Here is a 17,236-nt window from a genome sequence, read left to right on the forward strand (position 1 = left end):
TGTGGGGTGAGTGACCCCGCAGATGAGCCCCTAAACCACGACACGGAAACGCTGCTAGGCGCGGCGGTGGATGCGCTCGGCGGCTCCCGCCGCGAGGGCCAGGTTCGCATGGCTAACGCGGTATCCAAGGCCTTGGAATCCGAGCGCCACCTCGCCGTTCAGGCGGGCACGGGTACGGGTAAATCCTTGGCCTACCTGGTTCCGGCCATCCGGCATGCGATGAACTCGGGTTCCACCGTCGTCGTCTCCACCGCCACGCTGGCGCTGCAGCGCCAGTTGGTGGAGCGCGACCTCCCGCGGCTGACGGAGGCGCTAGCCGATGTCATGGAGCGCACCCCCACCTTCGCCATCATGAAGGGCCGCAATAATTACGTATGCCTGAATAAGATCGCGGCCACACCGGATGACCCGGAGGCTCTTATCGATGAGTCCGATATCTCCTACCGCGGCAAGGCCGTGCGCCGCATCCACGACTGGGCGCAGGAGACCGAAACCGGTGACCGGGATGATTTAGACTTCGGCGTGCCGGATTTGGTGTGGCGGGCGGTATCGGTGACCTCGAATGAGTGCTTGGGGGCTGGGCGCTGCCCGCACGGTGCGGATTGCTTCGCCGAAGAGGCCCGCAGGGCGGCTGCCGATGTCGATATCATCGTCACCAATCACGCCATGCTCGCGATCGATGCCATCTCTGAGGCCAATATCCTGCCCGAACACGATGTGGCGATCATCGACGAGGCCCACGAGCTCGATGGGCGCATTACCTCCGTTTCCACGGCGGAGATTACTTCCCGCGCCATTAAGATGGCGGCGAACCGGGCTAAGTCATTGGGCAATGCCGGGAACCTCACGGAGTTGGCCGATGAATTCGATGATCTGCTGCGCGTCCAGGAACCCGGCCGCTGGACGGATTTAGATGAGACGTCGCAGGCACATTTGCGCGCGCTTGCCGATGAATTCTTGCGCGTTAAATCCCTCATCTCCCGCGCCCCAGAAGGCGAGGCCAACGATGACCCAGAAAAGAACGCCGAGCGCCAAAACTTAAGCAATCACCTCACGGACCTGGCCGAGGCGATCGGGCGAATCTTGGAGGTCTTCGCCACCGATGATCCTGCCGCGCAGGACGATGTCGTGTGGCTGGAGGGCACCGATACGCTCGCCGTCGCGCCGCTGTCTATCGCGCATATGCTGCGCGAGAACCTATTTGGGGAGCAAACGGTGGTGCTCACCTCGGCCACGCTGGCCCTGGGCGGGCGATTCGACGCCATGGCGGCACAATGGGGCCTGCCGTCCGGCACGTATGACACGCTCGATGCAGGAACGCCCTTTGACCCGGCGAAATCCGGCATCTTATATACCGCCAAACACCTTCCGGCGCCGGGGCGCGATGGCCTGTCCGCCGAAACCTTGGAGGAAATATACGAGCTCATCATGGCCGCCGGCGGGCGCACGCTGGGGTTATTCTCCTCGCGTAGGGCGGCAGAAGAAGCCGCGGAGGCCTTGGCGCCGCGATTGCCGTTTGATTTGTATGTGCAGGGCGAAGATGCCATCGGCACGCTGGTGGACAAGTTCTCCACGAAGGAAAACTCCTGCCTGTTTGGCACGTTAACCCTCTGGCAGGGCGTGGACGTGCCGGGGCCATCGTGCTCGCTGGTCCTCATTGACCGCATCCCCTTCCCGCGGCCCGATAACCCACTGCTGCAGGCCCGATCCCAGGCAGCCGATGCCGCCGGGCGCTCCGGGTTCATGGAGGTCTCCGCCAATCACGCGGCACTCCTCATGGCACAGGGATCCGGGCGGCTTTTACGCCACGTCACGGACCGCGGCGTCGTCGCCGTGCTGGATAACCGGCTGGAATACAAGCGCTACGGTTCGTTCCTCAAGGCGTCCATGCCGCGGTTCTGGCAAACCACAAACCCGGAGACCGTACGCGGGGCGCTTAAGCGATTGGTTGCCGCAGCGCACACACGGTAGCCGAATCTGGGGCGATCTCGGTAAACCCAGCATCAATGATGACGACCGCGTCTTTCTCCGCGCAAGCGGTGCGAAATATCTTAGGGTCCACCTCGCGGACGAAGAGCGGAAAACCATCTGCCGCCCACGCAGCGGCTTCCTCTTGGCTCATAGCGGCGGCGAGCATCATCGAGCCATGCCCCACCTGGGCGGCGGCCTTGCCCGCAGTCATGGCGAGGCTGCGGTCGACGTAGATAATGGGGGTATCGACAGGCGGAGGCCCTGGTTCGTCCATCGCGAGGTCGGTATGACCAATCTGCAGCTTGCTAATCAACGGGTCCACCTCCCCCACCGCCGAGGGTGCAAAGGCACGCGCGCGGTCATCAATGGTCACCCCGGGCAGCAGCTGGACATCGCGCCACGCCTTATTGCGGGCGCGGCGGGCGATTTTGCGGATGCGGTGGCCGTACCACTGCGCGAGTGCCGCGGCGAAGGCGCCATCCTCGCCGGCGCGGTCATCCAAGCAGGTGGCCACCACAGCTCGGGCGGCCGCGGCAAGCACCTCGCTGCGCGCCGGGGGAACCTGCTTGGGAAGATGGAGGGCTATCTGCATCGCCTGCACGGTCGACGGGTCCGCGGGGTCCTCGTGGGAATCCCGGGCGGTGCAGGCGGCAACGAGGCGTTGGTGCGCTATCTCGAACTTAGTCATCGGCAATCCCCAGCATCGGTAGGACGGCGTCGAGGCGGCGCGGGGTGATGCAGGCATCAGCGGCCTCGCGCAGCGCAGGCTTCGCGTCAAAGGCAATACCCAACCCGGCAGCGGTGACCATGGCGATGTCATTGGCGCCATCGCCCACAGCGACGGTGGACTCCATGCCGATTCCGGAATCGGCGGCGAATTCGCGCAAGAATTCCTCCTTGGCCTGGCGGTCGACCACCTTTCCAATGACCTTGCCGGTCAGCTTCCCATCGCGGATTTCGAGGGTATTGGCCCGCACGTAGTCGAGCTGGAGGTCTGTGGCCAAGCCCTCGAGAACTTGAATAAAGCCACCCGATACCACGGCGGTGCGGTGGCCCAGACGGTGGAGGGTTCCGATCGCTTCCCTAGCGCCGGGCGTGAGCTCTATATCGCGGGCGACCTCATCGAGGATGGAGGCATCGAGACTCTCAAGCACCGCGACGCGCTCGCGCAGGGACTCCTCGAAGTCCAATTCGCCGCGCATGGCGCGCTCGGTCACCGCGGCCACCTCTGCTTCCTTGCCCGCGTGGGCGGCGAGCATCTCGATAACCTCGCCTTCAATCAGCGTCGAATCGCAGTCGAAGCACACCAAGCGCTTGCCCCGATTGCTCAGGCTCTCGAGGGAAATATCAATGCCGCGGTCCTCGGCAACCTCCCGCAGCGCCCGCCGCGCCGAGTCCGCGTCTTCGAGCGTCACGGTAAGTTCCACCGCGGAAAGGGAATCCAATGCTATCCGGCGCATGCGAAACGTCTCCCCTTTCACGGTCTCCTGCACCGCGCTAATGTCCTCAGCGGTAATCTCCGCGCCGATGAGCGCGACGGCATAGCTTGGTGCAACGGACACCTCGTGCCCGAAGGGCGCCATGGCCTCGCGCACTCGTTCCTCTAGGGCAGCGTTACCGCACTGCGCGGTGAGGGTGAGGTGGTTGGAGGCGGTGGCGAGGTGGACATCGGCAAGCGGGGCAGAGAAATCAGCCAACGCGGTAAAGAAAGCGGCGGCCGCCCCAGGCTCGTCCGGTCCGAAGCTAGTAATGGTCGTGGTTTCAGCTTGAGTATTCACACCGGCCATTATCCCACAGACGCCAAAGCCGCCCTCCCTACCTCTGAGAGGCTGGGGAAGGCGGCTGTAGTCAGGAGTTAAAGTGCGGGCTTAGTGCTTGCCCACGTGAGCTTCCTCGCGCATGCGCTCAACCATGTGCGGGTAGTGCAGCTCGAATGCCGGACGCTCAGAGCGGATACGTGGCAAGGAGGTGAAGTTGTGGCCCGGAGGCGGGCAGGAGGTTGCCCACTCCAGGGAGTTACCGTAGCCCCATGGGTCATCCACGGTAACGACCTCACCGTAGCGCCAAGACTTGAAGACGTTCCATACCAACGGGATAACGGAAGCGCCGAGGACGAAGGAGAAGATGGTGGAAATCTGGTTGAAGACCGTGAAGCCATCAGACTCGAGGTAGTCGGCGTAGCGACGCGGCATACCCATGTTGCCAACCCAGTGCTGAATCAGGAACGTGCCGTGGAAGCCGATGAAGGTCAACCAGAAGTGAATCTTGCCCAGGCGCTCGTCCAGCATGCGGCCGGTCATCTTCGGGAACCAGAAGTACAGGCCACCGAATGCGGAGAACACAACCGTACCGAACAGGGTGTAGTGGAAGTGCGCAATCAGGAAGTAGGACTCAGCCAAGTGGAAGTCCAGCGCCGGAGCGGCGAGCATGACACCGGTCATACCGCCGAAGAGGAAGGTAGCCATGAAGCCCATGGCCCAAATCATCGGGGTATCCCAGGTGATGTGGCCCTTCCACATGGTGCCGACCCAGTTGAAGAACTTCACACCGGTAGGCACTGCAATCAGGAACGTCATGAACGAGAAGAACGGCAGCAGGATGGCGCCGGTGACGAACAGGTGGTGTGCCCACACGGCCATGGACAGCGAGCCGATGGCTAGGATGGCGAAGACCAAGCCGATGTAGCCGAAGACCGGCTTGCGGGAGAAGACCGGGACGATCTCGGAGACAACGCCGAAGAACGGCAGCGCGAGGACGTAGACCTCAGGGTGGCCGAAGAACCAGAATAGGTGCTGCCACAGGATGGCACCGCCGTTAGCGGAATCGTAGATGTGGCCGCCTAGCTTGCGGTCATACAGCACGCCCAGAGCGGCTGCGGTCAGCAGCGGGAAGATCATCAGCACGATGGCGGAGGCGGTGAAGATACCCCAGCAGAAGACCGGCATGCGGAACATGGTCATGCCCGGTGCGCGCAGGGTCAGGATGGTGGTGATCATGTTGATGGCGGAGGCAATGGTACCGACACCGGTAGCACCCACACCGACGATCCACATATCGGCGCCGATACCGGGGGTATGTACGCCATCGGCAAGCGGCATGTACATGGTCCAGCCGAAGTCAGCCGCACCACCAGGGGTGATAAAGCCCAGCAGCATGACGACACCGCCGAGCAGGGTAACCCAGAAACCAAAGGCGTTCAGACGCGGGAAGGCCACGTCCGGCGCGCCGATCTGGAGAGGCAGGATGTAGTTACCAAAGCCCCAGACAACTGGCGTAGCAAACAGCAGCAGCATCACAGTGCCGTGCATGGTGAACAGCTGGTTGAACTGCTCATTGGACAGGAACTGCAGACCCGGGGTGAAAAGCTCCGCACGGATCAGCAATGCCATAAAGCCACCGAGGAAGAAGAAGCTGAAGGCCATGATCAAGTACATGATGCCCAGCTGCTTGTGGTCGGTGGTGGTTAAAAATACCCAAGCCTTTGAACCGGTCTTTTCCCTACCGGTTGGCTCTGGACGTGTGGGAGCGACGTAATCGTCGACCCGTGGCGCCACAGCGGTCATAGAATCCTCCTGAATAACAAAGTGTCAGCGGACTGGGTCCACCTACACCTAGGTTTACCTCGATTATATTAGGACATTTTCCCCTGTTCTTGCCAGCTTCCCTTAAAGGTCTGCCAGCTTGGGGGTATTCCCTCAATAACCACAACCGTCACATAGCCCCTGCACGTGGGGCGGGCATCATTTAAGGCCTACGTTCTCTCGCCCAGGTTGTGGTGTCGCATGTCACAGCGTGCGCCAGATACGCAGGTCAAAAACCGAAAAACGCACCCCCGCTCGTTATCAACCTTTCGGTTGAGGTTAAAGCGAGGGTGCGCGGGAAAGGTTAGAAGTCCCAGTCGTCATCCGTGGTGTCCTCGGCCTTGCCGATGACATAGGACGAACCCGAGCCGGAGAAGAAGTCGTGGTTCTCATCGGCGTTGGGCGAAAGAGAAGACAAGATGGCCGGCGAGACGCGGGTCTCATCAGCTGGGAAGAGGCCTTCAAAGCCCAAGTTATTCAGGGCCTTATTGGCGTTGTAGCGCAGGAAGCGCTTGACGTCTTCGGTCCAGCCCAGCTCGTCGTAGAGATCCTCGGTGTAGTCGATCTCGTTGTCATAGAGCTCAAAGGCCAGGTCGAAGGTGTAGTCCTTCAATTCTTCCTGGCGCTTTTCATCCAGCTTCTTGTATTCCTGCTGGAATTTATAGCCAATGTAGTAGCCGTGCACGGCCTCATCGCGGATGATCAGCCGGATGATATCGGCGGTATTGGTCAGCTTCGCGCGGGAAGAGAAGTACATCGGCAGATAGAAGCCGGAGTAGAACAAGAAGGACTCCAGCAGCGTGGAGGCCACCTTCTTCTTCAACGGATCATCGCCGTTGTAGTAGGACAAGATGATCTTCGCCTTCTTCTGTAGGTTCTCATTTTCCTCGGACCAACGGAAGGCGTCATTGATCATCGGTGTGGAGGCCAAGGTCATAAAGATATTGGAATAGGACTTGGCGTGCACCGACTCCATGAAGGCGATATTGGTATACACCGCCTCTTCGTGCAGGGTCTGCGAATCCGGCAGCAGGGAGATCGCGCCCACCGTGCCCTGGATAGTATCCAGCAGCGTCAGGCCGGTAAAGACCCGCATGGTGGTTTCTTTTTCTTTTTCCGTCAGCGTCTTCCAGCTAGGAAGATCATTAGAGACCGGAACCTTTTCCGGGAGCCAGAAATTACCGGTCAACCGCTCCCAGACCTCTAGGTCCTTGTCATCTGGGATATTATTCCAGTTGATGGCCTTCACTGGCTGGTCGTGACTAGAAAGGTAGTCATCGTACTCATGCGACACGCGACGTCACTCCAATACTCGAAACTGATTGATTTTTGATGTCTAGTTTACCCAATTCGGCGCGCACGAAGCCCGCCGCATAGGGCATGATTTTCGCCACCGCTTATACTGAATCAACGCTGTATAACCATGGAGGAAGAAATGACAGGCACCACTCCCCTCTTGGGACCCGTGGTGGATCAACTGGGCACGGATATTGTCAGCGGGGACATGGCGGAGGGCACGCGGTTTCGCCTTGGGGACATCGAAAAGCGTTTTGGCATCTCCCGCACCGTGGCGCGCGAGGCCATGCGCACCCTCGAGCATCTAGGGATGGTTTCCTCTGGGCGCCGGGTGGGCCTCAAGGTGCTGCCGCGCAGCAGCTGGGCGGTTTATGATCCCGCCGTTATTTCGTGGCGGCTGGGCCACGATAGAACGCGCGCGGAACAGGTCGCGCGCCTCAACGAGCTGCGCCTTGGCATCGAACCGGTGGCGGCGCAGCTTGCCGCGCGCAATGCCAGCCCACAGCAGCGCCGCGAATTGCTGCGGCTAGCAGGAAGGCTCAGCGAGCTCGAGACCACCCCTTCCCCACGGGTGGGCGAAGAACTCGAAACCGACCTGCAATTTCATACCCTCATCTTGGAGGCCTCCGGCAATGAGATGATTGCCGCGCTGGCGCCGGCCTTGCTGGCCATCTTGAAGGGCAAGTCCGTCTTTGGTTCCCGCAAGCGGGATCCGATTCGCGGCACGACGCAGCTACATATGGATTTAGCGCGGGAGATTGACGCCGGCGAGGCCGAAGCCGCCGAGCGCACCTCCCGCGCTATCCTGGACCGCGCCCGCGCTTAGAGCATGCAGGAAACGCAGCCCTCGATCTCGGTGCCTTCCAGGGCCATCTGGCGCACGCGGATGTAGTACAAGGTCTTAATGCCCTTGCGCCAAGCGTAAATCTGCGCCTTATTCACATCGCGGGTGGTGGCGGTGTCCTTGAAGAACAGCGTCAGCGATAGCCCCTGGTCCACGTACTTCGTGGCCTCAGCGTAGGTATCAACGATCTTCTCGTAGCCAATCTCGTACGAGTCCTTGAAGTACTCCAAGTTGTCGTTATCCATATGCGCTGCCGGGTAGTACACGCGGCCGATCTTGCCCTCCTTGCGGATTTCAATCTTTGAGGCAATCGGGTGGATGGACGAGGTGGAATTGTTGATATAGGAAATCGAGCCCGTCGGCGGCACCGCCTGCAGGTTGCGGTTGTAGAGGCCGTGCTTGGCGACGTCCTCCTTCAGCTCCGCCCAGTCCTCTGCGGTGGGGGTGTAGATCGAGGAGGCATCGAAAAGAGCCTTGACCTTCTCCGTGCGCGGCTGGAACTCCGCCGGATCGTAGGAGTCAAAGAACTCGCCGCTGGCGTAATCGGATTCGGGGAACTCGGTAAAGGTCGTGCCGCGCTCGCGGGCGATCTTATTGGAGGCGCGCAGGGCGGCATACATGATGGCCGCGAAATAGGCGTTGGTAAAGTCCAAGCCCTCCTCGGATCCGTACTTGATGTGCTCGCGACCCAAATAACCGTGCAGGTTCATCTGGCCCAAGCCGATGGCGTGTGAGTCATCGTTGCCCTTGCGCACGGATGGAACGGAATCGATGGAGGTCTTATCCGCCACCGAGGTCAGCCCGCGAATCGCGGTCTCCACCGTTTGGGAGAAGTCCGGCGAGTCCATGGTCATGGCGATATTCAGCGAACCCAGGTTGCAGGAAATATCGTTGCCCACCTGGTCATAAGAAAGATCCGCGTTGAGCTCGGAAGCGGAGTTGACCTGCAAGATCTCCGAGCACAGGTTGGACATATTAATCCGGGAGGTCTTGACCGGGTTGGCGCGGTTTACCGTATCTTCATACATGATGTACGGGTAGCCGGACTCGAACTGCAGCTCCGCCACGGTTTGGAAAAAGTGGCGCGCGTTGATCTTCTTCTTCCGGATGCGCGGGTCCTCGACCATTTCTTCGTAGTGCTCGGTAACGGAGATATCGCCGAAGGCCTTGCCGTAGACGCGCTCAACATCGTACGGCGAGAACAGGTACATATCGTCGTTGTTCTTGGCCAGCTCGAAGGTGATATCCGGGATCACCACGCCCAAGGACAGGGTCTTAATGCGGATCTTTTCATCCGCGTTCTCGCGCTTGGTGTCGAGGAAGTTCATGATGTCCGGGTGGTGGGCGTTGAGGTAGACCGCGCCCGCGCCCTGGCGCGCACCGAGCTGGTTAGCGTAGGAGAATGCATCCTCCAGCATCTTCATCACAGGGATGACGCCAGAAGACTGGTTCTCGATGTGCTTAATTGGCGCGCCGGATTCGCGGATATTGGACAGCAGGAGAGCCACGCCGCCGCCACGCTTGGACAGCTGCAGCGCGGAGTTGATGGAGCGGCCAATGGATTCCATATTGTCTTCGATGCGGAGCAGGAAGCAGGAAACCAATTCTCCGCGCTGCTGCTTGCCGGCATTCAGGAAGGTTGGCGTAGCCGGCTGGAAGCGGCCGGTCATGATCTCATCGACGAGGCGCTCTGCCAGCTCACCATCACCATCACCAAGGAAAAGCGCCGTCATGGAGACGCGGTCTTCAAACCGCTCCAAGTACCGGCGGCCATCGAAGGTCTTCAGCGTATAGCTGGTGTAGTACTTATAGGCGCCAAGGAAGGACTTGAAGCGGAACTTATAAGAGTAGGCGCGCTTGAATAGGGACTTGATGAATTCGAAGTCATAAGCCTCAATAACCGCGGGGTCATAGTACTTATTGCGCACCAGGTAATCGATCTTCTCTTCCAAGTCGTGGAAGTAGACCGTGTTCTGATTAACGTGCTGCAAGAAGAACTGATTGGCGGCCTCGCGGTCCTTATCAAATTGAATCTTGCCGTCTCCGTCGTAGAGATTCAGCATGGCGTTGAGCGCGTGGTAATCCAGCTGCTCTTCCTGCGATACTGGCTCTGCTACGGTCTTTCCCAATTGCGTACTCACAGCTGACGCGGCCTTTCTTAAAATCAGGATTCTATTAGGTGTGTCGCACCGCGGCTAGGCGGCCTCATCCAGTCCCAGCTGGGAAGCATTAGCCAGCAGGCCTTCGCGACAAATTTTTATATCTTCATCGTTGCCGAGCAATTCGAAACGATATACATAGGGCACCTTACATTTGGCGCTGATGACGTCACCAGCCTTGCCAAAATCGGCGCCGAAGTTGCTATTTCCTCCGGCGATAACCGCCCGAATAAAACTGCGGTTGTGCTCATTATTAAGGAATCTAATTACCTGCACCGGTACGGGCCGGGAGTTTTGGTGGCTAATGGAGGCTCCCCCGCCGTAGGTGGGGCACACCAAGACGAAAGGCTCGTTGACCACTAGCGGCTCATCGGTGCGGCGCAGGGGGATTCGCGCGCTAGGGAAACCTAGCTTCTGCACGAACCGGTGCGTATTTTCCGTAGTAGAGGAAAAATACACGACCAACATGACGGCACCTCCCTCCTCGGCTGCTTACGCAGAGGCAGCTAGCGCTGCAAGGTTCTTGATGCGGTCAGGGCGGAAGCCGGACCAGTGCTCGCCGCTTGCTTCTACGACGGGCGCCTGGACGTAGCCCAGAGCCATAATGTAGTCACGGGCTTCATCGTCCACGGTGACATCTACCACGTTGTAATCCAGACCCGCGCGGTCAAGGGCCTTCTTGGTGGCGTTGCACTGAACGCAAGCGGGCTTGGTGTAGACGGTGATAGACATAATAACTCCCTAAAATCCTTTTGCGAGATAGCTTTTGCTCGTAGAAAGCGGAGGTTCTGACCCCTTTTCGGGCCACTTCCTGCACCGCTCTGAGCGACACCAACGACACTATACTTTGGGGGAATTGACCGCAACTGACACAACATATAGTAGTTACACCCATGATATTCCCAGGAGGGCCAGGGGCAAGACCCCACATGTTGACCACCCCGACACTCAACCGTAAAACTACACGCCTGCCATTCCTGCGGGTTTACCTTCTGTTCACCTAAACATGTGGCAAAGTTCACATTCTGGCGTCGAACCCCAGCAACGAAAAAATCCGCCTCGCTCCGAATTCTCGGAGGAGGCGGACTTCCTTAAGTTTCAATTAGCCCTGACGAGCCTTGAAACGGGGATCCTTCTTGTTGATCACGAAGACCTTACCGTGGCGGCGAATAACCTGGGCGCCCGGCTTCTTCTTCAGCGACCGAAGGGACTTACGGACCTTCATCGGGCGCTCCTTTCGTTATGCGCAATCTACATGCGGTTGAGTAAATAAAGCACGGACTGGGAATCCCCAGCCATGACACGAGGAATAATTTTACCTCACCCGGCCATTAAGACCAAAACACTAGGGCTTAACGGGGTGCGGATTCCCGCGAGTAGCGGGTTTTCATCTCCTCGCCTACCTCATCCAGGCTACGTCCCATGGTCTCTGGTACCAAAATGCGGGTGTAGCCGATGGCAATGAGCCCCAGCACGCCGAAGACACCAAAGGCTACCGGGCCGGTGAGCCACTCCACCAGCGGCAGGAAGTACTGGGCCACGGCCCAGTTGGTGGCCCACAGCGAGAGCCCGGCGATGCCCATGCCGAGGCCACGCACCTGCAGGGGCACGAGCTCCGAGATGAGCAGCCAGGTCGTCGGCGAGACCGCTGCTTGCTGGAAGGCAATGAACGAGGCCATAAATACCAGGGAGACCATCGCCATCGTGGTGGAATCGGCGGCGTGCGAGTACGCCACGGACAAGATGAAGAGCGAAATCACGTTGCCGGTCAGGCCGATGAGCAGCAGGCGCTTGCGGCCGATGCGGTCGACCACCTTGAGGCCCACCCAGCAGGCAATAACGGATACCACGCCAATGACAATCGAGGTATAGACCGAGTTGGTGGTAGAGATTCCCACCTGGCTCATCATGGTGGGCGCAAAGTAGACGATGGCATTAACGCCGGTGATCTGCTGGGTCAGGCCCATCAGCATGGCGAGCAATACCGTCACCTGCATCCAGCGATTGGCCTTCAGCGCCTTCCACTCGGAGCCGCTGGAGCGGCGCGCCGTTTCCTGGGAGGTAAGCTCCGCCAGATCCATCCCGGCGCGGCCTGCGACCTCACGGGCCCGCGACATCTTGTTATGCGTGGCGAGCCAGACTGGGGTCTCTGGCAAGAAGAGCATGCCGACGGCGAGGGCGGCACCCGGTACGGCTGCAAGCCCCAGCATCCATTCCCAGCTTTCCGTGGGCGCGAGGGCCGAATTTACAAGGTAGGCCAAGAGCTGGCCCACCACGATCAGCAAGGTATTCAGGGAGACCATGCGCCCGCGGATCTTGGCCGGCACCATTTCAGAGATATACATCGGGGAAACAATGGATACCGCACCAACGGCAAAGCCCAGGAAGGTACGGGCCGTGGCCAGCATGGTCACCGATCCAGCCAGCGCGCACCAGATGGAGCCCAAAACGAAAATGATGCCGCCGGCAATCAGCGTAAAGCGGCGGCCAAAACGGTCCGCGATGCGGCCTGCGGTCAACGCGCCCACCGCGGCACCCACCAGCAGCATGGAGGTCACCCAGCCCTCTTGGTGGGCGGTCATATTAAATTCCGGGGTGATATACAGCAAAGCACCGGACATCACGCCGGTGTCGTATCCAAATAATAAACCGCCAAGGGCGGCAATTCCTGCAACTACCTTGACATAACTTTCTTTATTCACAGCACGCAATTGTGTCAGGAGACTACGATGAACGTCATGTCACCCGATGCCGAAAACTTGCAACAATCCATCATAAAACAGCTGGATGTACGCCCCTTTATCGATCCAGAAGAGGAAATTGCCCGTCGCGTGGATTTCCTCGTGGAATACTTGGAAATGACCCATGCCAAAGGCTACGTGCTAGGCATTTCCGGCGGCCAGGATTCCACCTTGGCGGGAAAGCTCACCCAGCTAGCGGTAGAGCGGGTAAAAGGCGCCGAATTCTGGGCCGTGCGCCTGCCCCACGGCACGCAGGCGGATGAGGATGATGCCCAAATCGCCCTCGATTTCATCCAGCCCGATCGCCGGCTCACCGTTGATATTCAACCGGCCACCGCGGCGCTAAGCCACGAGGTGGCACGTGCGGTGGGCCAGGATTCCTTGAACGATTTCAATCGCGGCAATGCCAAGGCGCGCCTGCGCATGACCGCGCAATATGCCATCGCCGGCGAGGTGGGCGCCCTCGTTGTAGGCACGGACCACGCCGCCGAAAACGTCACCGCGTTCTACACCAAGTGGGGCGATGGCGCGGCAGACCTACTCCCCCTGGCCGGGCTGAATAAGCGCCAAGGCGCGGCTTTGCTCAAGCACCTGGGCGCGCCGGAGTCCACCTGGTCCAAGGTCCCTACCGCTGATTTGGAAGACGATAAGCCGCAGCTTCCCGATGAAGAGGCGCTCGGCGTTACCTACGCCCACATCGATGACTACTTAGAGGGCAAGGCGGTTCCCGATGCCGCCCGCGAGCGCATCGAGACCCTGTGGCACCGCGGCATCCACAAGCGCCAAATGCCCCAGGGGCCAACCGCCTAGGCCAGCGCCTCCAGCGTGGCGAGCGCCGCGCGCTCCAGCGGCCGGTTATACGCCGAGCCGTGGGTCAGCGCGTGCACGGCCAGCGGGTGCAGTTGGTGCATGGGAATCCAGGTCTCAATATCCTGCGGCGCCCCATAGCCGCGGAAGATTTCTTCTATATAGGGCGCGCCGAATAGCGCCAGCATGCCCAAATCAGTGTGCGGGTGCCCGCCGTGGGCGGCGGGGTCGATCATGATGCCACCCTGGGCATCGAAAAGCAGGTTGCCCGCCCACAGGTCACCGTGGATGCGCGCGGGCACCACGTCCCAGCTGCGGGCGGCAATGGCATCGCAGGCCCGCTTGACCAGGTCCCGCTGCGCGGTGCTGATTCCGGCCGGCTCCGCAAAGGGCAGCACGCGCTGCTGGGTATAAAATTCACCCCAGTTATCGGTGGGCGTGCACTCCTGTTCAATGGTGCCGATGAAGTTTTTGCCTTCCCACCCCTCCGGCGCGCTGCCAAAAGCCGCAGCCCCGGCGCGGTGCATGCGCGCGAGCTCCGCACCAAACTTCCGCGCGGCCTCTGGGGTGGGCGCTACCTCGTCAATGCGCTTGGTTACGATTTCCTTCCCGTCCGCGCGCACGACGGTGACTACCGCATCCGTGGCTTCCGCCAGCCACCGCAATCCGGCGGCTTCGGCGCCTGCTTGATCTTCATCGCGTACTCGCTTCGAGAAAGTCTGCATACCCGCCAGCATAACGATCTTCGCTGCTCCATTTTTGCTTGTCCCAGAAAACCTTTAGGATCATCGTGGCCTTAATCATCCCCTATCAGTGTGGCTTTCGTCCCTGCGAAAGCCTTGAGGTACACCATGAAAAACTTCAGTAAACTTGCCGCGATTGCCGCTTGCACTGCCGCACTCGTGGGAGGCAGCACCGTCGCTACCGCGGCCGTGCCTGGCAATACGGTCCTGACTGGCGATAGCGTCGTCGCCAACCCTAATTTCCTTGACTACGTACAAAACCGCGCCGGTGTAAAAGAAAACACCAAAGTCGGTTGCATTACCGATAACTCCATCGCCAACGAAATGACGCGGGTGTCCGGTGCGCATGTGGATCAATACCAGTGCGCCGGCGCATCCTTCGGCACCGGCGGCCAGCACATCGATGACACCCTGCGCACGGCCGCCCGCAACGGGGATCTCAACCCCGAGACTAGGAATGTTGTCATCCACGCCGGCGCAAATGACACCTACCCGCACAAGGACAATATCGCAGCTTCCGAGCACTTCCTGCGCACCGGCATGCGCAGCGCCATCGATGTCGCCCACCACTTTGCGCCGAATGCGAAGGTAACCATCGTGGGCTACCCGCGGGTATCCAATAACAACTCCGCGTGCCTGACCTCTGCCACCATCCCGATTCCGGCTAGCAGGGTTGCTTCTACCGAAGAGCGCCTGCAAAACACCCTGCGCGAGGTAGCTGAGCAGAACGGCGCTTCCTTCTTGGATGCCCACCCGATATCCACGGGCCACGATAACTGCTCTCCTGACCGCTGGTGGGTCAACCTAGTAGACCCGCTGCCACCGGCGCCAGGTAACCTGCCGCTGCACCTCAACGCCAACGGCACCCACGCGCTGGGCGAGCTCATCGGCCACTCGCTGAAGTAAGAAAAAGAGTCTCGAGAAGCTAACTAGCCTCTCGAGACTCTTAATTTGTGGAGCTAACGGGATTCGAACCCGTGACCCCCACACTGCCAGTGTGGTGCGCTACCAGCTGCGCCATAGCCCCATATACGAGGTGCAACCCTGTGGGCCGCAACTCGTATAAATATACATGGCAAGTATTTAACTCACCAAATCGCCTGCTACTTGGTGGCGATGTCTACCCAGTCATTCAAGGATTCACCGGATTCACGGTCCGGAATGTCCTTGCCGTCTTGGACGATGCGCGGCGAGGAAACAGAGCCGGTTTCCTTATTCAACTTGTCATAATTGGCCTTGGCCACCTTATTGCCCTGCTTGATATCCACGTTCTTGATGGAATCAACCACGTCATCCTCGGCACCGAGTTCCTTGGCTTGGTCAGCAATGTCCTCGATATCCCACTTAGTGGCGATGCTCTGCTGGTTCTTCATCATGTAGTCGCGCAAATTCCAGTAGGTCTTTACGTCGCCAGACTTAGCCAGCTCTGACATGGCTGCGACGGCCTTGGTGGAGTAACCGTCCTCGTTTTCGACATCCTTGCCATCCAGGAAGTTCAGCGTGCGCACGTGGACGACTAGCTTGCCGTCCTCAATCGCCTGCTTCATGTCCTCATCGGTGTTTTCCGCCAGATCCGCGCAGTGGGGGCAGGAGAAGTCTTCGTACAGGTCTACTTCTGGAGTATCGTCATTGGCCGCATCGGACTTCAGGGTAATCGCGTTGTCCTTGTAGTCCATGGACATGTTGACGTCTTGCACCTCGATTTCATTGGCCTGCTTGCCATTCCACACGATGTAGCCAATGACCACGGCGATAATGACGAGGAGGACGCCGACGCCCCAGATGAAACCATTGCCAGACTTGGCATTTGGGTCACTTACTTTGCTCATTTAAACCTTGCCTGTTGATACTTTCGGACTCTTGCAACCTACTGTGCCCACCGCTACGGGTGGAGCGCAAATTTCGTGAACGGACGTTTGATGGTCCATGCGGTAAGGGCGAGGAAGGCGGCATCGCGAAGCAGCGTCAGCCCATAGTTCATGCCCGGCTCCGCAGTAGCGTCACCAGCACCAAAGCACCCGCAATCGATATCCAGCCCACGCAGCCATGCCTGCAGGATGCCGACCATGAAAAGCACCATGACCACGGCCGCCACCTTGGAAGACTCGCGAAGGAAAATCCCCAGCAAGAGCAGCATTCCGCCCACTAGCTCCAACGGGCCAATGAGCTGGGCCAGATACCCAGACCATTCCGGCGTGAAAATCTCATAGGCCTTGATGGATTGCATGGTATCCAGCGGGTGCGCCATCTTTTCTACGCCGGCGATGATCCACACCACGGCCATGCCAAAGCGGGCGATAAAGCTCACCACATCAAACGCATTGTTCACGCCGATTAGTTTAGCGTTTAACCTCCCCTTTTCGGACACAAACCCCTGTGCTTTTCCTGAGACTTCGCCCACTATGATGTACCCCATGCCGCACTCCCTCATCGTCGGTTCCGGTGCCGCGCTCGGCGCCGGTGCCCGCTACCTGCTTACCATCGCTCTCGGCGGCGGAATGCTCCCGCTCCTCATCCTTAATATCGTCGGCAGCGCGCTGATGGGATATACCCGCCCAAGCCCCTTCTGGGGCACCGGATTCTTGGGCGGTTTTACCAGTTTCGCCGGTTTTGCTTTCTTCACCGCAGACTCACACTGGAGCATCGCCCTGGCCTATGTCGCGGCCACGCTCGTGGGCTGCACCGCCGCCTACCTCGCTGGGGATAAGCTGCGATGAACCTGCTCTTCGTCCTTATCGGCGGCTTTTTCGGCGGCGCGGCGCGCTACGGCTTTACCCGCCTGCTGCCCTCGCCGTATTGCACCTTCGCATCCAATATCCTGGGTTCCTTGGTCTTCGGCCTGGCGGTGGGCTTTGCGCAGCTTGCCGATGCCCCCTTTGCCCATCCCCTCTTCGCCCTCGGCCTCGCCGGTGGTCTTTCTACGTGGTCCACCATGGCGAAAGAGCTTGGGGAGATGGTGAAGCAGCGGCAATGGTGGCCGCTGTGTAAGTACCTATTTTGGACCATCGGGATCGGAGTGGTCCTAGCATGGCGCGGGGTGATGTGGGCCGGGCTTATCTATCACGGGATTTAGGTACGCAATTCCCAACTCGCC

Annotated in this window: 18 protein-coding genes and 1 tRNA gene; 6 read left to right on the forward strand and 13 right to left on the reverse strand. The window is 59.6% G+C overall.

Going from position 1 to position 17,236, the window contains the following annotated elements; all coding sequences use genetic code 11:
* Window positions 1-6: 6 nt before the first annotated feature.
* The gene (locus tag CACC_RS09440; RefSeq protein ID WP_005277751.1) at window positions 7-1,971 is read left to right on the forward strand and encodes an ATP-dependent DNA helicase; all 1,965 of its coding nucleotides are present in this window, start codon (window positions 7-9) and stop codon (window positions 1,969-1,971) included.
* Here CACC_RS09440 and CACC_RS09445 read toward each other — a convergent pair.
* From CACC_RS09445 to nrdF, 4 genes are all read right to left on the reverse strand, one after another.
* Entirely contained in the window at window positions 1,937-2,659 is a 723-nt protein-coding gene (locus CACC_RS09445; protein WP_005277750.1) for an aminoacyl-tRNA hydrolase, read from the reverse strand. The genes CACC_RS09440 and CACC_RS09445 overlap by 35 nt on opposite strands.
* On the reverse strand, window positions 2,652-3,758 hold the full coding sequence (gene serB, locus CACC_RS09450) for a phosphoserine phosphatase SerB (RefSeq protein ID WP_005277747.1): 1,107 nt from the start codon (window positions 3,756-3,758) through the stop codon (window positions 2,652-2,654). Before serB ends, CACC_RS09445 begins: the two co-directional genes overlap by 8 nt.
* An 81-nt stretch (window positions 3,759-3,839) precedes the next feature.
* Entirely contained in the window at window positions 3,840-5,534 is a 1,695-nt protein-coding gene (gene ctaD, locus CACC_RS09455) for an aa3-type cytochrome oxidase subunit I (RefSeq protein WP_005277744.1), read from the reverse strand.
* Window positions 5,535-5,856: 322 nt separating this feature from the next.
* Window positions 5,857-6,846 (reverse strand): class 1b ribonucleoside-diphosphate reductase subunit beta, encoded by a 990-nt coding sequence (gene nrdF, locus CACC_RS09460; protein WP_005277742.1) that lies wholly within the window; start codon window positions 6,844-6,846, stop codon window positions 5,857-5,859.
* A 141-nt stretch (window positions 6,847-6,987) separates the two neighbouring features.
* On the opposite strand from nrdF, the gene CACC_RS09465 reads away from it, so the two are divergent.
* The gene (locus tag CACC_RS09465; RefSeq protein ID WP_035108389.1) at window positions 6,988-7,674 is read left to right on the forward strand and encodes a FadR/GntR family transcriptional regulator; all 687 of its coding nucleotides are present in this window, start codon (window positions 6,988-6,990) and stop codon (window positions 7,672-7,674) included.
* Here CACC_RS09465 and nrdE read toward each other — a convergent pair.
* From nrdE to CACC_RS09490, 5 genes are all read right to left on the reverse strand, one after another.
* A complete protein-coding gene (gene nrdE / locus CACC_RS09470) occupies window positions 7,671-9,833 on the reverse strand; it encodes a class 1b ribonucleoside-diphosphate reductase subunit alpha (protein WP_005277736.1) in 2,163 nt (720 codons plus the stop codon). The two genes, CACC_RS09465 and nrdE, sit on opposite strands and share 4 nt — an antisense overlap.
* Window positions 9,834-9,887: 54 nt before the next feature.
* Window positions 9,888-10,319, reverse strand: a complete 432-nt coding sequence (nrdI, locus tag CACC_RS09475) for a class Ib ribonucleoside-diphosphate reductase assembly flavoprotein NrdI (RefSeq protein WP_005277734.1) — start codon at window positions 10,317-10,319, stop codon at window positions 9,888-9,890.
* Between the two features lie 24 nt (window positions 10,320-10,343).
* Window positions 10,344-10,583 carry a glutaredoxin-like protein NrdH gene (gene nrdH, locus CACC_RS09480; RefSeq protein ID WP_005277732.1) on the reverse strand — a complete coding sequence of 80 codons (240 nt, stop codon included), beginning with the start codon at window positions 10,581-10,583 and terminating at the stop codon, window positions 10,344-10,346.
* Window positions 10,584-10,953: 370 nt separating this feature from the next.
* On the reverse strand, window positions 10,954-11,076 hold the full coding sequence (ykgO, locus tag CACC_RS09485) for a type B 50S ribosomal protein L36 (protein WP_003847162.1): 123 nt from the start codon (window positions 11,074-11,076) through the stop codon (window positions 10,954-10,956).
* A 127-nt stretch (window positions 11,077-11,203) separates the two neighbouring features.
* The gene (locus CACC_RS09490; protein WP_035108387.1) at window positions 11,204-12,553 is read right to left on the reverse strand and encodes a sugar porter family MFS transporter; all 1,350 of its coding nucleotides are present in this window, start codon (window positions 12,551-12,553) and stop codon (window positions 11,204-11,206) included.
* A gap of 27 nt (window positions 12,554-12,580) precedes the next feature.
* Here CACC_RS09490 and nadE point away from each other — a divergent pair, with 27 nt between their 5' ends.
* Window positions 12,581-13,402: an NAD(+) synthase gene (nadE, locus tag CACC_RS09495; protein WP_005277697.1), complete on the forward strand. Its 822-nt coding sequence runs from the start codon at window positions 12,581-12,583 to the stop codon at window positions 13,400-13,402.
* On the opposite strand, the gene CACC_RS09500 is transcribed toward nadE, so the two are convergent.
* The gene (locus CACC_RS09500; RefSeq protein WP_005277695.1) at window positions 13,399-14,136 is read right to left on the reverse strand and encodes a fructosamine kinase family protein; all 738 of its coding nucleotides are present in this window, start codon (window positions 14,134-14,136) and stop codon (window positions 13,399-13,401) included. The genes nadE and CACC_RS09500 overlap by 4 nt on opposite strands.
* A 114-nt stretch (window positions 14,137-14,250) precedes the next feature.
* On the opposite strand from CACC_RS09500, the gene CACC_RS09505 reads away from it, so the two are divergent.
* A complete protein-coding gene (locus CACC_RS09505) occupies window positions 14,251-15,048 on the forward strand; it encodes a GDSL-type esterase/lipase family protein (protein WP_244262136.1) in 798 nt (265 codons plus the stop codon).
* 48 nt (window positions 15,049-15,096) lie between these two features.
* On the opposite strand, the gene CACC_RS09510 is transcribed toward CACC_RS09505, so the two are convergent.
* The 3 genes from CACC_RS09510 to CACC_RS09520 all read right to left on the reverse strand — a co-directional run bounded on the left by CACC_RS09510 (window position 15,097) and on the right by CACC_RS09520 (window position 16,471).
* Window positions 15,097-15,169 (reverse strand) — tRNA-Ala (locus CACC_RS09510).
* A 76-nt stretch (window positions 15,170-15,245) separates the two neighbouring features.
* Window positions 15,246-15,971 (reverse strand): DsbA family protein, encoded by a 726-nt coding sequence (locus CACC_RS09515; protein ID WP_005277691.1) that lies wholly within the window; start codon window positions 15,969-15,971, stop codon window positions 15,246-15,248.
* Window positions 15,972-16,024: 53 nt separating this feature from the next.
* A complete protein-coding gene (locus tag CACC_RS09520) occupies window positions 16,025-16,471 on the reverse strand; it encodes a MauE/DoxX family redox-associated membrane protein (protein WP_023023739.1) in 447 nt (148 codons plus the stop codon).
* Between the two features lie 85 nt (window positions 16,472-16,556).
* Here CACC_RS09520 and CACC_RS09525 point away from each other — a divergent pair, with 85 nt between their 5' ends.
* Together CACC_RS09525 and CACC_RS09530 are read left to right on the forward strand one after the other, a co-directional pair.
* A complete protein-coding gene (locus CACC_RS09525; RefSeq protein ID WP_050755820.1) occupies window positions 16,557-16,859 on the forward strand; it encodes a fluoride efflux transporter family protein in 303 nt (100 codons plus the stop codon).
* Window positions 16,856-17,215: a fluoride efflux transporter FluC gene (locus CACC_RS09530; RefSeq protein ID WP_005277686.1), complete on the forward strand. Its 360-nt coding sequence runs from the start codon at window positions 16,856-16,858 to the stop codon at window positions 17,213-17,215. The genes CACC_RS09525 and CACC_RS09530 overlap by 4 nt, the downstream gene beginning before the upstream one ends.
* Window positions 17,216-17,236: the final 21 nt, after the last annotated feature.

The sequence above is a fragment of the Corynebacterium accolens genome, assembly GCF_023520795.1.
Classification (GTDB): Bacteria; Actinomycetota; Actinomycetes; order Mycobacteriales; family Mycobacteriaceae; genus Corynebacterium; species Corynebacterium accolens.

What these genes read in the sequence shown, in the direction of transcription:
- CACC_RS09445 (WP_005277750.1), bottom strand. Translation starts at nt 2,659, where the DNA reads ATGACTAAGTTCGAGATAGCGCACCAACGCCTCGTTGCCGCCTGCACC.
- serB (WP_005277747.1), bottom strand. Translation starts at nt 3,758, where the DNA reads ATGGCCGGTGTGAATACTCAAGCTGAAACCACGACCATTACTAGCTTC.
- ctaD (WP_005277744.1), bottom strand. Translation starts at nt 5,534, where the DNA reads ATGACCGCTGTGGCGCCACGGGTCGACGATTACGTCGCTCCCACACGT.
- CACC_RS09465 (WP_035108389.1), top strand. Translation starts at nt 6,988, where the DNA reads ATGACAGGCACCACTCCCCTCTTGGGACCCGTGGTGGATCAACTGGGC.
- nrdI (WP_005277734.1), bottom strand. Translation starts at nt 10,319, where the DNA reads ATGTTGGTCGTGTATTTTTCCTCTACTACGGAAAATACGCACCGGTTC.
- nrdH (WP_005277732.1), bottom strand. Translation starts at nt 10,583, where the DNA reads ATGTCTATCACCGTCTACACCAAGCCCGCTTGCGTTCAGTGCAACGCC.
- ykgO (WP_003847162.1), bottom strand. Translation starts at nt 11,076, where the DNA reads ATGAAGGTCCGTAAGTCCCTTCGGTCGCTGAAGAAGAAGCCGGGCGCC.
- nadE (WP_005277697.1), top strand. Translation starts at nt 12,581, where the DNA reads ATGAACGTCATGTCACCCGATGCCGAAAACTTGCAACAATCCATCATA.
- CACC_RS09500 (WP_005277695.1), bottom strand. Translation starts at nt 14,136, where the DNA reads ATGCTGGCGGGTATGCAGACTTTCTCGAAGCGAGTACGCGATGAAGAT.
- CACC_RS09505 (WP_244262136.1), top strand. Translation starts at nt 14,251, where the DNA reads ATGAAAAACTTCAGTAAACTTGCCGCGATTGCCGCTTGCACTGCCGCA.
- CACC_RS09515 (WP_005277691.1), bottom strand. Translation starts at nt 15,971, where the DNA reads ATGAGCAAAGTAAGTGACCCAAATGCCAAGTCTGGCAATGGTTTCATC.
- CACC_RS09525 (WP_050755820.1), top strand. Translation starts at nt 16,557, where the DNA reads ATGCCGCACTCCCTCATCGTCGGTTCCGGTGCCGCGCTCGGCGCCGGT.
- CACC_RS09530 (WP_005277686.1), top strand. Translation starts at nt 16,856, where the DNA reads ATGAACCTGCTCTTCGTCCTTATCGGCGGCTTTTTCGGCGGCGCGGCG.